Source organism: Alcanivorax sp. UBA3183 (assembly GCF_002364155.1).
GTDB lineage: Bacteria > Pseudomonadota > Gammaproteobacteria > Pseudomonadales > Alcanivoracaceae > Alcanivorax > Alcanivorax jadensis.
Genome location: NZ_DEXN01000007.1, coordinates 436 through 13194, shown reverse-complemented (window position 1 = coordinate 13194; position 12759 = coordinate 436). Strand labels below are relative to the sequence as shown.

14 protein-coding genes are annotated in these 12759 nt (G+C 57.2%); 4 read left to right on the top strand and 10 right to left on the bottom strand.

Going from position 1 to position 12759, the window contains the following annotated elements; translation table 11 throughout:
- Window positions 1-404: MFS transporter (locus tag B3Q33_RS02995; protein WP_286826812.1), on the bottom strand; the 404-nt coding region annotated here is incomplete at its 3' end.
- On the opposite strand from B3Q33_RS02995, the gene B3Q33_RS02990 reads away from it, so the two are divergent.
- Window positions 395-1168, top strand: coding sequence for a patatin-like phospholipase family protein (locus B3Q33_RS02990; RefSeq protein WP_273009484.1), 774 nt, complete (start codon window positions 395-397; stop codon window positions 1166-1168). The genes B3Q33_RS02995 and B3Q33_RS02990 overlap by 10 nt on opposite strands.
- A 106-nt stretch (window positions 1169-1274) precedes the next feature.
- Here the strand turns inward: B3Q33_RS02990 and B3Q33_RS02985 are convergent, their stop codons facing one another.
- The 3 genes from B3Q33_RS02985 to B3Q33_RS02975 all read right to left on the bottom strand — a co-directional run bounded on the left by B3Q33_RS02985 (window position 1275) and on the right by B3Q33_RS02975 (window position 3632).
- Window positions 1275-2387, bottom strand: a complete 1113-nt coding sequence (locus B3Q33_RS02985) for a ferritin-like domain-containing protein (RefSeq protein ID WP_273009486.1) — start codon at window positions 2385-2387, stop codon at window positions 1275-1277.
- A 328-nt stretch (window positions 2388-2715) separates the two neighbouring features.
- The gene (locus B3Q33_RS02980) at window positions 2716-3165 is read right to left on the bottom strand and encodes a PaaI family thioesterase (protein WP_035244352.1); all 450 of its coding nucleotides are present in this window, start codon (window positions 3163-3165) and stop codon (window positions 2716-2718) included.
- Window positions 3162-3632: a PaaI family thioesterase gene (locus B3Q33_RS02975; RefSeq protein ID WP_232221947.1), complete on the bottom strand. Its 471-nt coding sequence runs from the start codon at window positions 3630-3632 to the stop codon at window positions 3162-3164. The genes B3Q33_RS02980 and B3Q33_RS02975 overlap by 4 nt, the downstream gene beginning before the upstream one ends.
- 127 nt (window positions 3633-3759) lie before the next feature.
- Between B3Q33_RS02975 and B3Q33_RS02970 the strand changes: the two genes are divergently transcribed.
- Window positions 3760-4884, top strand: a complete 1125-nt coding sequence (locus tag B3Q33_RS02970) for an alpha/beta fold hydrolase (protein ID WP_273009488.1) — start codon at window positions 3760-3762, stop codon at window positions 4882-4884.
- Between the two features lie 84 nt (window positions 4885-4968).
- Here the strand turns inward: B3Q33_RS02970 and B3Q33_RS02965 are convergent, their stop codons facing one another.
- From B3Q33_RS02965 to B3Q33_RS02950, 4 genes are all read right to left on the bottom strand, one after another.
- Entirely contained in the window at window positions 4969-5733 is a 765-nt protein-coding gene (locus tag B3Q33_RS02965) for a hypothetical protein (RefSeq protein WP_273009490.1), read from the bottom strand.
- Between the two features lie 80 nt (window positions 5734-5813).
- On the bottom strand, window positions 5814-6608 hold the full coding sequence (locus B3Q33_RS02960; protein WP_273009491.1) for a hypothetical protein: 795 nt from the start codon (window positions 6606-6608) through the stop codon (window positions 5814-5816).
- Window positions 6609-6879: 271 nt separating this feature from the next.
- The gene (locus B3Q33_RS02955) at window positions 6880-7269 is read right to left on the bottom strand and encodes a YkvA family protein (RefSeq protein ID WP_273009493.1); all 390 of its coding nucleotides are present in this window, start codon (window positions 7267-7269) and stop codon (window positions 6880-6882) included.
- Entirely contained in the window at window positions 7259-8041 is a 783-nt protein-coding gene (locus B3Q33_RS02950) for a ParA family protein (protein ID WP_273009495.1), read from the bottom strand. The genes B3Q33_RS02955 and B3Q33_RS02950 overlap by 11 nt, the downstream gene beginning before the upstream one ends.
- Window positions 8042-8512: 471 nt before the next feature.
- Between B3Q33_RS02950 and B3Q33_RS02945 the strand changes: the two genes are divergently transcribed.
- Window positions 8513-9856 carry a cytochrome P450 gene (locus B3Q33_RS02945; RefSeq protein WP_273009497.1) on the top strand — a complete coding sequence of 448 codons (1344 nt, stop codon included), beginning with the start codon at window positions 8513-8515 and terminating at the stop codon, window positions 9854-9856.
- Window positions 9857-9919: 63 nt separating this feature from the next.
- Here the strand turns inward: B3Q33_RS02945 and gorA are convergent, their stop codons facing one another.
- The gene (gorA, locus tag B3Q33_RS02940; protein WP_273009499.1) at window positions 9920-11284 is read right to left on the bottom strand and encodes a glutathione-disulfide reductase; all 1365 of its coding nucleotides are present in this window, start codon (window positions 11282-11284) and stop codon (window positions 9920-9922) included.
- A gap of 350 nt (window positions 11285-11634) precedes the next feature.
- Here gorA and B3Q33_RS02935 point away from each other — a divergent pair, with 350 nt between their 5' ends.
- Window positions 11635-12285 (top strand): transglycosylase SLT domain-containing protein, encoded by a 651-nt coding sequence (locus B3Q33_RS02935; protein ID WP_035244337.1) that lies wholly within the window; start codon window positions 11635-11637, stop codon window positions 12283-12285.
- 165 nt (window positions 12286-12450) lie between these two features.
- Here B3Q33_RS02935 and B3Q33_RS02930 read toward each other — a convergent pair whose 3' ends face one another.
- Window positions 12451-12753 (bottom strand): Rieske (2Fe-2S) protein, encoded by a 303-nt coding sequence (locus B3Q33_RS02930; protein WP_273009500.1) that lies wholly within the window; start codon window positions 12751-12753, stop codon window positions 12451-12453.
- Window positions 12754-12759: the final 6 nt, after the last annotated feature.

Genomic DNA, 12759 nt, shown 5'->3' with positions numbered 1-12759 from the left:
GTGGCCGCCATAATCGCCGCCTGTACCATGCGACTGAGTACCAGGCCTGCCACCAATAACCCGCCGACCAGCCCGCCGTGCAGACCGATATCGAATACCACCGCAAACATCAGCGTGCCCAGGGAATAGCCGCTAAGCCCGATCACCAGCACCCGCTTGCGACCCAGGGATTCACTGAGGGTGCCCCACACCGGACTGGCCAGGGCAAAAATCAGCGACGAACAGCTGATGATCAGCCCCACCTGCATTTCCGCCAGGCCAGTGGCCCGGCCCAGGGACGGAAGCAGGGTAAATACCAGGGTCTGGCCCAGTGCGGTCACCGCCACGGCGGTCAACAGGATTGTATGGCTGAGGGTGCCCGGGTTAGGGTTTGTCGCCGCAGAGGAAGAGTTCAATGAAGACATACCCCGCCCCAAGCCTGGCGGACTGGTTGGCCGAGCGCCCCTTTACCCTGGCCATGTCGTCCGGTTTTTTTGGTTTCTTTGCCCATTTTGGTGTCGTCAAAGCCCTGAAAGAACATGAATTGCAGCCCACCCGCTATTGCGGCTCCAGTGCCGGTGCGCTGGTGGCCGCCTGCATGGCCAGCCAGGCGTGCCCGGAAAGCATGGAGCACACCCTGCTTGGGTTGTCCCGGGAGCATTTCTGGGACCCGGCTCCAGGCTTGGGTTTACTCGCCGGCAACCGTTTCCGGGCATTGCTGCAAGAATTGCTACCCATAACGGACCTGGCCCATAGCCCCACCCCGGTGGCCCTTTCCGTCTGGCATGCCGCCAGCCGCCGCACCCGGGTACTGAACGCCGGGGACCCGGTGGAAGCTGTTTATGCATCCTGTGCGGTGCCATTTCTTTTCCAGCCCGCATGCATCGATGGGGGTTACTACTGGGATGGTGGCATTGCCGACCGGCATGGTCTGGCCGGCACCTGGCCCGGCGAGCGCGTACTCTATCACCATCTGCAATCCCGATCCCCGTGGCGACGGGCCAATAGCCCTGCCCTGCAGGCGCCTTTGCGCGCCAACCTGACAACCCTGGCCATTGACGGCCTGACCCGTAGCGGCCCCGGCAAGTTGGAGCAAGGGCGTGTCGCATTACAGCAAGCCTATGACGCTACCCGCCAGGCGCTAGCCAAACCGGTTCGCCATGGAATGGTGAAAGTCGCCAGCGTCTGATGAAGCGTAGCGTGCACTGGCGCCGTTGCTCTTCTGTAGGAGCCTGCCTGCAGGCAAGCCAGAGTGCTCCGATTCGCCTGCAGGCAGGCTCCTACCAAGACAGATCTCAGGACACTTCGTCGTAAAGCGGTTTGGACAGTTCCGCCCAGTCCACTTCGCCGTCATCCACCAGATTTTCGAATTGCAGGATTCCCAGCTCCTCAAAACGGGGGCGAACCGACTCGGTGAGCAGGCCGATGCGCTTCAGGTTGGGCATGATGCGAGTGAACAGCAGATTGCGGAATTGGGCCATGATGGTGGAGGACAACACCTGTTCACGGGCCTCGTCCACATCCCAGCCAAAATGTTCAAACACCTCGGTGCTGATCAGACGCTCGCGCATGACCACGCAGGCCTCAAAGGCAAAGTGCGCCCGCTCTTCTTTTTCTTCTTCAGAAAGAGTCTCAACAAAGTCCTCCAAGTAGTTGACACCAAAGGTAACGTGCCGCGCTTCATCGCGAATGACCAGGTGGATGATCTGCTTGAGAAGCGGATCATGGGCGGTCAGTTTGAGGGTGTTGAAGGCAGCCAGGGCCAAGCCTTCGATGATGATCTGCATACCGATGAATTTCAGATCCCAGCGCGGGTCCGAGAGGATCTTGTCGAGCAGGGCCTTCAGATTGGGGTTCACCGGGTAAAAAATGCCGATCTTTTCCTGCAGGTAACGGGTAAAGACCTCCACATGCCGCGCCTCGTCAAAGGTCTGGCTGGCCGCATAGAGTTTGGCGTCGTAGGACGGCGCGCAACTGGCCAGTTGCGATGCCACCAACAGGGCGCCCTGCTCCCCGTGCATGAACTGCGCCAGCATCCAGGCAAGGTTGTGCCAGCCAAAACGCAGTTTCTCGTCCTCGCTGAGCGCCTCGAAGGTGGGCCAGCCATTGAACGGGTTGAAGGCCTGATCCAGGGGGATTTCACTGCGCGGAAAAGTCTGGGTCCAGTCCAGATCCATGTCCGCATTCCAGTTCAGTTCCTTGCCCAACCGATACAGCTTGCGGATTCGGCCATCAGCACTGGAATAGTCCCAGTTGTAGTGGCCGGTGAGCGGGGTCTGGAAGATTTCCACCACATCCTGCACATGGCCCGGGGTCAGCTTGTCTTCAATATCCTCTGCACCGGGTCCATCCCAGCTCTCATAGATGCTCACCGATGTGGGCGGAGAGGTAACGTTGGTTATTTTCATGGAAACACCTTTTTTAGCGTTGTAGCGCACACCTCAGGACGCAAAGGCGCGTCCTGAACAGGTTCACTTAAACGCTAGGCGGATGTGAGTGCCGGAACAATGTCGCGTTCTGACAATCGGGCCGGGTGTTGGCGCAAAATCACAACCGGGCGCCGGACCAGGAAAAAGCAATTGATAATGGATAATTGAGAATTGATAACACGCGAGGTAACCCCTCTGCCGTCGAGCGCAAGAAGCCGCGCCCAAACTCTGGGCGCGGTCTTTGGGTTTCCAGATATGTCTCGGCGTTGATCGCGCCGTTATCGACTATCGATTCTAATTATCAGTTTCAACCAGCATCGTCCGACAGCAGGAAATGCGCCCGGGCGATGGTGATGGGCTCCTGGCGGTTTTTTTGCCAGGCGCTGATATGTACATTGGCAATGCGTCGCCCCAGCCGGGTGACGCTGCACTCCGCATAGGTGTCACGGAAAAGGCCGGCCCGCAGGTAATCAATAGTGAAATCGATGGTCTTGGGCACCCGTGGTTCCCCCATTTGCAGCAGGATGAAGATAATCGCGGCCTGCTCCATGAAGCCCGCCACCGCCCCACCGTGCAGGGCCGGCAGGGTCGGATTACCCACTACATTGTCATGCTTTGGCAGCACAAAAGTCAGCTCATCACCTTGCGCGACTACCTGGATACCCAGAAAGCGGGCGTAGGGCACCCGGTCAATCAAACTCTGGTAATCCGCCTCGCCAGCGCGGCATTCTTCAATCAGGGTTTTCAGTGCTTTCATTGCCCCACCACCTTGCCTGCGGTTTCGATTTTCAGTCGGGTGTAGGTTGCCAGCCCGGTTGCGATGGGCTCATCCTCATTGCCCTCCTCCCACGTGGTAATACGTACAAAGGCCACGTGGGTAGTGAGGCGATAGCAGGTAGCTTCACAGAATACCGCTGCGCCCTTTTCAGGGCCGCGCAGATGATCCACGCGGAAGTCGATGGTGGGGGTAATTTCGAAAGTCGGAAAGGTACGACAGGTCACTGCCATGCCGCCAGCATGATCCATCATGGCGAAGATGGCGCCACCATGCATGACACCGGTTTCCGGGTTGCCAACCAGATCTTCGCGCCAGGGCACGCGTACCCTGACGGCATTTTCTTCAGCACTGAGCACTTCCAGGCCCAGCACTACCGAGTGCCTGACCGACTCCAGAAACCGGTTGCAGACATCCAGACGGGTAAATGATTGCGATGAAGTTGTCACGACGGCCAATGCCTCCTGTGCCTCGGGCGCGATAGATTAACGAGTCGACATTACTCTGCAAAGTGTTACCTGGTAATACGTTGCTTTCCCGATAGTATCCCAGCCCCCTCATTGTCGGAGGCCTCCCATGGCGACGTCATCCCGTTTGAAGACCAGTCTGCGTGCAGTTGGGCATATCGTCGAGCGTCGGCGGCATCCCCAGCGGTTTATCCAGATTGATAAATGCCCCTGGGATGAAATCTACCGCGACGGCATCATGGCCGTTCGCCATTACAGCCTGCCACCCATGAGCGAAATTCCGGTCAACGACGAGATGATGCCGGTGGCGCGCAGCAAATACCGTACGCCCCTGATTCTGGTGCCGGCACTGGGCATCCATTGCTGGACCTATGATTTGATGCCGAACCGCTCCATGGTCCGCTATCTGATGGCCCGAGGCTATGACATCTATCTGGTGGACTGGGGCAAACCCTCCCAGGCAGAGCGCAGCCTGGACCTGGATACCTATGTGAACCGCTGGTTGCCAGCGGCCGTGGACACCGTCAAGACGCACTCCGGCCAGGACCAGGTCAATCTGCTGGGTTACTGCATGGGCGGCCTGCTCTGCATGATGTACCTGGGAAGCCATCCGGATGCGCCAGTACGCAGCCTGATCACCATTGCCAGCCCGGTGAATTTTCACAAAAGCGGTCCCTTCGGCAAGGCGCTGGGCCTGGCCTCCATTCCCGCAATGCAAATCCATGAATGGTTCAAGGTGCGTCTCGAGCCGCTGGACGACAAGTTATTCCACATCCCCGCAGGGCTACTGACCTTTGGTTTCAAAATGACCAACCCGCCGGGGGTGGTACAGGCCTACCTGGATCTGGTGAAGAACATCGCCGACCGGGAATACGTCACCGAGTATATGACCATGGGCCAATGGTTCAACGATATGGTGGATTACCCGGGTGCGGTGGTGCGAGAGGTGATCGAGAAGATGATTCTGGCCAACAGCCTGGCCAAGGGAAAAATCCGCATCGGAGGCCGCAGTGTAGACTTTTCCGCGATACACCAGGATCTACTGGCATTTGCCGGCACCACTGACAATATCGTCAGCCTGCGTGCAGCGCGGGAAGTGCTGAGGCTGGTGGGCAGCCAGGAAAAGCGTTTCGAGGAGGTCCCCGGCGGCCATGCCGGCGTATTTTCCGGCTCCAAGGCGCCCAGCCATGCCTGGCGTATCAGCGCGGACTGGCTGGCTACTCGCTCGGATTAATACTGAAGCACACATTGCAGCACATTCCCGGAGAAGCAAGGTGCACACTCCTGGAAAGTACTGCCATGATCAGCTGGTTTTAGCTCAGGGAGCTACCAGCTCCTCTACACGCTCTGCGACCTGAGTGGCATAGCGATAAAAGAGATACGGGACCTTGTTGGCATCGTTTTCGTTCATCCGCGGGATGGTATTGCGCACGAAAACCCAACGCTGCTCAACAAATGCCAGCACCTCGCTCGCCTGCACATCACTGGCATAGCGCCCCTTGAGACTCTCCAGCTGGTCATCGATGGATTTTGCCTCGATGGCAAAGTCCATTGGCGGCAGCCCGGTGCCAGTCGGCATACCTGCCGACGGGAAAGCGGCCAACGCCAGGTATTCACTGGCCAGGCGCTGCATGGATACAGACAATTCCGCGATATCAAGATAGGCGCCTTCTGGCTCGCCGGGATCAGCCTTTTCAACAAGCTCGGCAACCGCCAGGGTGGTCGTGTTCATCTCGCTCATGGCGCCGTAGTCCGCATAACCAAGAGACGCCAGCGGGTTGTCGAGCGCGCGTTTGGACAGGTCATCCCAGGCCGTGTCAAAAGCACTGGCCTGAGCTACCTCTTCGCCCTCGGCCTGCCCTTTTAGCTCGGCCACCCGACCCTGCCCATCATCGAGCAGCTGTCTGAGTGCATCTCGATCCTCCGGGTTATCGCCACGAATCGACAGTAGATGGAATCCCATCCGGGCACGCCAGGCATCCGCTTCCATCATTGCCAGTTCCGTTGCAGAAAATGCTGCCTGCGCGCCGGAAACAGTCGCCATCAGCGCCCCCGCCAACATCCACATTCCTTGTTTTTTCACCCCGATTCCTCTTTCTTTACCCCACGAAAAACCCCCGCCGTTAGCGGGGGCCTGAATGCATGCCAATATGGCAGTTATGACTATTCAACAGGCCCGAAGGTGGGCTTGGCCATATCTGTAGAGGCCAGGCTGATGGCTTGCTCCATTGTGTCCACCATCTGTCTGGTATAGCGGTAAATCAGAAACGGCACCGCATTTTCATAGAACTTGACCATGGACTGACGAATAAACTTCCACTTAACCGCCACCTGGTCCAGAGCCCGGGTCATGGCTTCATCCCCGGCATATTGTTGTTGGGCCGCTTTCAGCATCTTCTCAAATTCCGGTACGGCATTCTTGAAATCCAGCCGACCCTCATCCGAGCCTGATGCCATGCCGCCGGCAGGGTCCGCCGCCACATTGAGATACTCGGATGTCATACGCTGAAGGTACGCAGATAGCTCACGAATCTCATCATACTTGCCACTGGTGGCAGTTTCGAAAGCATCCATTTTTTCCGCCATGATGGCGGGAAGTTCGTTCACGTCCTTGATGACATAAGCATTGGTGTAGCCTTGCTCTGCCATGGTGTTTCCCTTGGCGGCATCTACGTAAAGCGTCAATTCCTTTTCCAGATCTGCTACAAACTGGCGTTCTTCGCTGCCCTCGGCATTGGCTCTCAGTTCGGAAAGGGCCTGCCCGGCCTGGGAAATAGTCCGCTTCAGGTCAGACGCATAAATATCACTGCCTGCCATCACTGTGAGCATATGGAAATTTGTGCGCACCTTCCACAGCGACAACTCAAACTCTTCAAGATCCGCATTGGTAATGGCTGCCATCCCCTGCACTGGCAGCAAGGCGATAGCCAGAAGGCTCCCCAGCAGACGCTTGCCCATAACTACTCCCTTTTCCTGATCGCTAATTGTTGTTGTGAATTGCTTGTTTTTGATCTGATCACGCCGGCCCAGGGCAGGCACTCACTCAATATGAGTAAACACTATCACAAAATTCATAAGAGAGAGGAACCCGGCACTGATATCAAAATGGCCTCTATCACTCCACCTTTTGCCCGCAAGGCTGTCCCGGCTGCGCCTTACCCCTAAATCGTGGCTGGTGCCATGGTCATTTCATGGTCTCAAGGCCTGACAAGCTCAGGCCAAACAGGCTTCATGGATCTTCATGCCTCTCACGCCACTGCTGATAACGCTCGATATCCTTTCCGGCAAATTGCCAGGCCTTGGCCAGCACACCGATATCATCCAGCAAACCGAGGCCAATGATAGGGTCCGGAATAGCATCCAAGGGCATCAGGAAATACACCAGCGCTCCGGTGATAGTCAGCAGGGTTGCCCAGGGCACCTGCCGATAGCGCCCGGCGGTCCAGTCCAGCAGCATCCTGGCCAGCAACTTGAGCTGCCCTGCCGCTTCGCCCAGCCGTTGCTGCAACTGATCAGAGCGGTTGAATACCGCCTTGGCCAACCATCGACTAGCAGTGGCCGAGCGCAATATCCGCTCGGCACGTCGAGACGCCTGTTTGCGAAACGGGTTAGCGGCCATTGAGCTCGTGGAACAATGCCCGATATTCCTCGGTCAGCTTGTGTTTGGGCTGCAAATTAACCAAGGGAGTCGCCTGTTCGTGGGATTCCCGCATCACCACACTGGCAGAAAGCTTGCTGCTCAGCATCGGCAACCCTTCATCTTCAAGCGACGCGACCAGTTCCTGCGGCAAGCGAGCACGGGGCTGGAACTGGTTGACGACAATGCCCTCCACCTGCAACTCGTCGTTGTGATCTTCCCGTGCCTCCTGGATGTTCTCCAGCAAGGTATACAGCGCCTTGCGTGAGAAGGCATCGCAATCAAAGGGGATCAATACACGGTCCGCAGCAATCAGCGCTGACAGAGTATAAAAATTATACGCTGGAGGGGTGTCGACAAAGATGGTATCGAAATCTTTAGACAGGCTTTTCAGCAGGCCACGAAGTTTGTAGATCTTGTGCTTGGATTCGAGCATGTGCTCGATTTCACCCAGCTCGCCATCCGAAGGCAATACAAACAGGTTCTGGAAAGGCGTGGCGTGCACATATTCGCGAGCGTCTTTTTCTTTCAACCGAAACGACAGCGTCTGGGCAAAGAAGGTGCCGATATTCGGCTTGGGGCCTTCCCCATTGCTGTAGGCGGGCATCCCTAACAGGTACTGACTGGCATTGCACTGCGGGTCCAGATCCACCACCAGGGTGCGGTTTCCCTCGGCGGCACTGATGGCAGCCAGGTTTACCGTGATACTGGATTTCCCCACTCCCCCCTTCTGGTTAAACACCACACGACGCATTCCTTGTTCTCCTTAATACAGCAGGCTTGCGGACTGTCTGCAGGCCGGGGCTCCAGGGGCATTCGCGCCTATTGGCAATGGCGCCCGGCGCGATCCGGTTTGATGTAAGCAATTCGACCACTTGAAGCCTCCTCTTTCGAGGCGGGCTCAACCTTGGGCCTGCACGCAGTTTTTGTTTGTTGCCGAATCATACACAGGCCTTGGTGGCTCTCCCAGTGCCCACCGGTTCTCTTTTTCTGTCCACAGTTTCTGTGGATAACCGGGTGCATAACCCTTGAGTGACTGGCCCCAGCCTTGCCGGGCTGTGAGCCGGACAGGTGCAGATCAAAAAAACAGCACACAGAGCCCAACAACGCCAGCAACTGAGCCGTTCGGCTGACAGGGAAATGCGATAACGAAATCTGTTTAGTGGTATTGAGCTGGGCGTGTTATCCAGCTAATAGTAAACGCTCTGTTTATTGGGAGAGATTCATGTCACAACCGTTTTGTCAGCTGCCTGCGCAAAGCCAGCTTCGCGCTGTACCTGGCGACAAGGGGCTGCCACTCATCGGCCACACCCTCTCCTTCATGCGCGATCCCATCGGCCTGATGCGCAAACGCTACGACCAATACGGTCCGGTCTCATGGACTAGCGTGTTTGGCCTGAAAATGGTGCAACTGCTGGGCCCGGATGCCAACCAGTTCGTCATGCTCAATCGGGGTGATCTGTTTTCCAACCACCAGGGCTGGGATTACTTTATTGGTCGTTTTTTTCATCGCGGCATCATGTTGCTGGATTTTGAGGAGCACCGCTGGCATCGCAAGATCATGCAGCAGGCGTTCAACCGGGATGTGCTCAAGGGCTATCTGGAGCGGATGGGCCCGCACATCACCTCGGGAATTGCCCCCTGGGGCGCTATCGCCGATTTTCATGTGCTGAGTGCAGTAAAACAGCTCACCCTGGATCTGGCCACCGATGTCTTCATGGGCTATGAGCTGGGCCCGGAGGCTGATGACATCAACCGGGCTTTCGTGGATACGGTTCGTGCCGGCACCGCCATCGTGCGCACCCCTGTTCCCGGCCTGCGCTGGTCAAAAGGGCTCAAGGGGCGCAAGCTTCTGGAAGCCTTCTTCCGCAAGGAAATTGCCGCCAAACGGCAAAGCCGCGATTCCGACCTGTTCAGTGTGCTTTGTCACGCCGAAACGGAAGACGGTGAACAATTCAGCGACGACGATGTGGTTAACCACATGATCTTCTTGATGATGGCGGCCCACGATACGTCCACCATCACGCTCTCCACCCTCTTTTATTATCTGGCCAAGAATCCGCAATGGCAGGAACGTCTGCGCAAGGAAAGCCAGGCCATTGGCAAAACCTGCCTGGAGTATGAAGACCTCCCCCAGCTGGAAGGGATTGGCATGGCCATGAAAGAAGCACTACGGCTGTGCGCTCCGGTGCCGTCCCTGCCGCGCAAGACCGTCAAGGACGTGGAATACGAGGGTTTTTTCATCCCCCGAGGCAGCTTTATCAACGTGGTGCCCTACTTCACACATTACATGGAGGAGTACTGGCCGGAGCCGGAAACGTTTGATCCGGAACGGTTCAGTGAAGCCCGCCGGGAAGACAAGGTGCACCCATATGCCTGGGTGCCGTTCGGGGGTGGTGCGCACAAATGTATCGGCCTGCACTTTGCGGAAATGCAGGTGAAGGCGATTCTCCACCAGGTGCTGCTCAATTATCGCTGGAGCGTGCCGCAGGACTACGAGATGCCGGTGGATACCACCAGCCTGCCGGTGCCCGGTGATGGGCTACCGGTGAAACTGGAGAGACTCTGAGCTCCTGGCCGCAGGAGCGTCGCTGGCGACGGTCCTGCGGCGGGGGAAACAATATTGGAGTGCTCAGGCGGTAATTCTTTCCCCCTGACGCATGGTGACCAGTTCTTCAGCCGCCGTCGGGTGGATGCCAACGGTGGCGTCAAAATCGGCTTTGGTAGCGCCCATCTTGATGGCCACGGCAAAGCCCTGGGTAATTTCCGCCGCGTCCTCCCCGGCCATATGCAGACCAAGCACCCTGTCGGTTTCGTCGTCCACGATCAGCTTGATAAAGCTGCGTTCCTGTTTGTCACCCAGGGTGTAACGCATGGGTCTGAAACCGCTTTTGTAAACCCGGATTGCCGAGGCCTGCTGCAACGCCTCTTCCTGACTGAGTCCGACGGTGCCAATGTTCGGATGGCTGAAAACAGCGGTGGCGATATTGCGGTAATCCATGGTGCTCTTCGGTTTGCTATCGCCGAACAGCTGGGCGGCCAGCCACATACCTTCAGCCAGGGCCACAGGGGTCAGCTGGACACGGTCGATAACATCACCCAGCGCATAAAGGCCCGGAATTGAGGTGGCAAAGCCGTCATTGACCTTGATTGCCCCTTTATCCGTCAGCGCCGGCACCGCCCCTTCTGCAAACAACCCATCCAGCTTTGGTACGCGGCCGGTGGCGTAGAAGACCTCGTCAAAGGTTTGTTGACTACCGTCCTGATAGGTGACCTGCTTGCCGCTGCCGAAAGCCTCCAGACGGGTGATATCACTGTTGAACTTCAGATCCACCCCCTGCCCGCGCATCTGCTCTGCCACAAACTGGCGAATATCGCCGTCAAATCCGCGCAGGAAGAGCTCGCCCCGATACACCTGGGTGACCTGACAGCCCAGGCCATGCAGGATGCCGGCGAATTCGGTGGCAATGTAGCCGCCCCCCACCACCGCTACCCGCTCGGGCAGCGTCTCCAGATAGAAAAGGTCATCGGAGATCCGTGCCAGCTCACAGCCAGGAAATTCAGGCACAAAGGGTTTGCCGCCGGTGGCGATCAGGATATTGGCTGCGCTCAGTTCCCGGTCATCGACAGCCACTCGCCCCTGGCCCAAGACCTTGCCATGTCCTTCGAAAACAGTGACCCCGGCTTGATCGAGGATGCGCTGGTAGATGCCATTCAAGCGGTGAATTTCCCGGCTCTTGTTATCGCGCAGGGTTGCCCAGTCGAATGACCAGCCCTGCACGGAAAAACCGAAATCCTCGGCCAGCGCAAATTCCTGGGGAAAATGGGAGCCGTAAGAGAACAGCTTCTTGGGAACACAGCCCACATTGACACAGGTACCACCAAAAAAACGTTCTTCGACGATGGCTACCCGCGCGCCATGGCTTGCCGCCATCCGCGCAGCTCGAACACCACCGGAACCGGCACCGATCACCACCAGATCAAATTCTGTTGTCACTGCTGTCTCCTGCTTGGTTTGCCCCTATTGTGCGCAGGGCGAAAGGATTAACAAGGCTGATGAGCTGATACATGCCATAGCCAACAGCAATGGATTTGCCCATATGCCAGAATGAGGTGGAAATGTGAGCCAGAACTCTTGGGCGTCAAGGGCTGCGATAGTATGATGTTTGAGCGCTGACCGGGTACGCTCAGCGGCTCATTCCGACAACTCGTCGGTCATGGGTAATACCTGTCAGGCCTGACGTTATCATGGGGGTAACGTTTGGCCAGAAAAGCCCCAAGGGTTTTTCCTTACAAAACAACAACGCGTGGCACACCACAGCGCATTCAACGGGGAACGGGACACTAATGCGACTGAGCGGGCTGCTGGCTCTACTAATGAGCGGCATGATCAGTTTTTCAGGCACTGTCGGGGCCAGTGATATTTACAAATATCGGGCCGCTGACGGCACCATTCTGTTTACCGATCAGCCTCAGGACCGGGTTGGCCGCAATCATACCCTGCTATCCATACGCAAAGGCTGGAACTACCAGCCCCGCGCCCTGAGTGATGCAGAGCGGGACCGCTACGACAATCTGATCACCCTGGCGGCAGGCCAGCACCGGGTGGATCCGGCTCTGGTAAAGGCCGTGATCCATGCCGAATCCCTGTTCAACCCTCAGGCCATATCCCGTGTCGGCGCCCAGGGATTGATGCAGCTGATGCCAGAAACCGCTGCTTATCTGGAAGTCAGCAATCCTTTTGATGCCCGGGAAAACATCCTCGGCGGCACCCGCTTCCTGGCGTACCTGAAAGGCAAATTCTCTACCCTGGACCATATCCTGGCGGCCTATAATGCTGGGGAAGGCAATGTGCGCCGTTACGGCGGCATCCCCCCCTTCAAGGAAACCCAGGCCTATGTGCGCAAGGTCAAACAACTACGCCAGCGCTATAGCAGCCACTTTGTTGCCGGGTTGGGTGAAGAGAAAGTGGTCTACGCCTCCCCCATTCGCCAGTAACCCTGCCCCTCACGCTTTTGTAGGAGCTTGCTTGCAAGCGAATTTCGGCATCGGTTCGCTTGCAAGCAATCTCCTACAAAAAAGACAGAACAGCCGCATAGGTTGGGTTAAGTGCAACGAAACCCAACCTATGCAACCCTGGGCTCTGCGGTAAAAACAGGATTTTTACGGGGAGATATCCACGCCCAACCAGGCGCCGTCGTACTCAATCCGGTATTGCTCGAGCTGATAGTTGGCACTGAGACAGCGACCACTTCGCAGGGAGAACGTCAGGCCATGCCCGGGGCAGCGCAGCTCGCCATGGTTGATGGTGCAACGATCCAGTGGAAAATCCGCATGGGGGCAGCGCCGTTGCATTAACCGGGTTTCCCCCTCCTCATGGATCAGCAACAACTCCAACCGGCCTACTTTCACAGGCAGTCGCAAACCGTCGTACAAATCCAGAGTCCTGAGCAGGCGATGAAACATGGCTTA

Coding starts and splice junctions, on each gene's coding strand:
- B3Q33_RS02990 (WP_273009484.1), top strand. CDS start 395: ATGAAGACATACCCCGCCCCAAGCCTGGCGGACTGGTTGGCCGAGCGC.
- B3Q33_RS02985 (WP_273009486.1), bottom strand. CDS start 2,387: ATGAAAATAACCAACGTTACCTCTCCGCCCACATCGGTGAGCATCTAT.
- B3Q33_RS02980 (WP_035244352.1), bottom strand. CDS start 3,165: ATGAAAGCACTGAAAACCCTGATTGAAGAATGCCGCGCTGGCGAGGCG.
- B3Q33_RS02970 (WP_273009488.1), top strand. CDS start 3,760: ATGGCGACGTCATCCCGTTTGAAGACCAGTCTGCGTGCAGTTGGGCAT.
- B3Q33_RS02960 (WP_273009491.1), bottom strand. CDS start 6,608: ATGGGCAAGCGTCTGCTGGGGAGCCTTCTGGCTATCGCCTTGCTGCCA.
- B3Q33_RS02955 (WP_273009493.1), bottom strand. CDS start 7,269: ATGGCCGCTAACCCGTTTCGCAAACAGGCGTCTCGACGTGCCGAGCGG.
- B3Q33_RS02950 (WP_273009495.1), bottom strand. CDS start 8,041: ATGCGTCGTGTGGTGTTTAACCAGAAGGGGGGAGTGGGGAAATCCAGT.
- B3Q33_RS02945 (WP_273009497.1), top strand. CDS start 8,513: ATGTCACAACCGTTTTGTCAGCTGCCTGCGCAAAGCCAGCTTCGCGCT.
- B3Q33_RS02935 (WP_035244337.1), top strand. CDS start 11,635: ATGCGACTGAGCGGGCTGCTGGCTCTACTAATGAGCGGCATGATCAGT.
- B3Q33_RS02930 (WP_273009500.1), bottom strand. CDS start 12,753: ATGTTTCATCGCCTGCTCAGGACTCTGGATTTGTACGACGGTTTGCGA.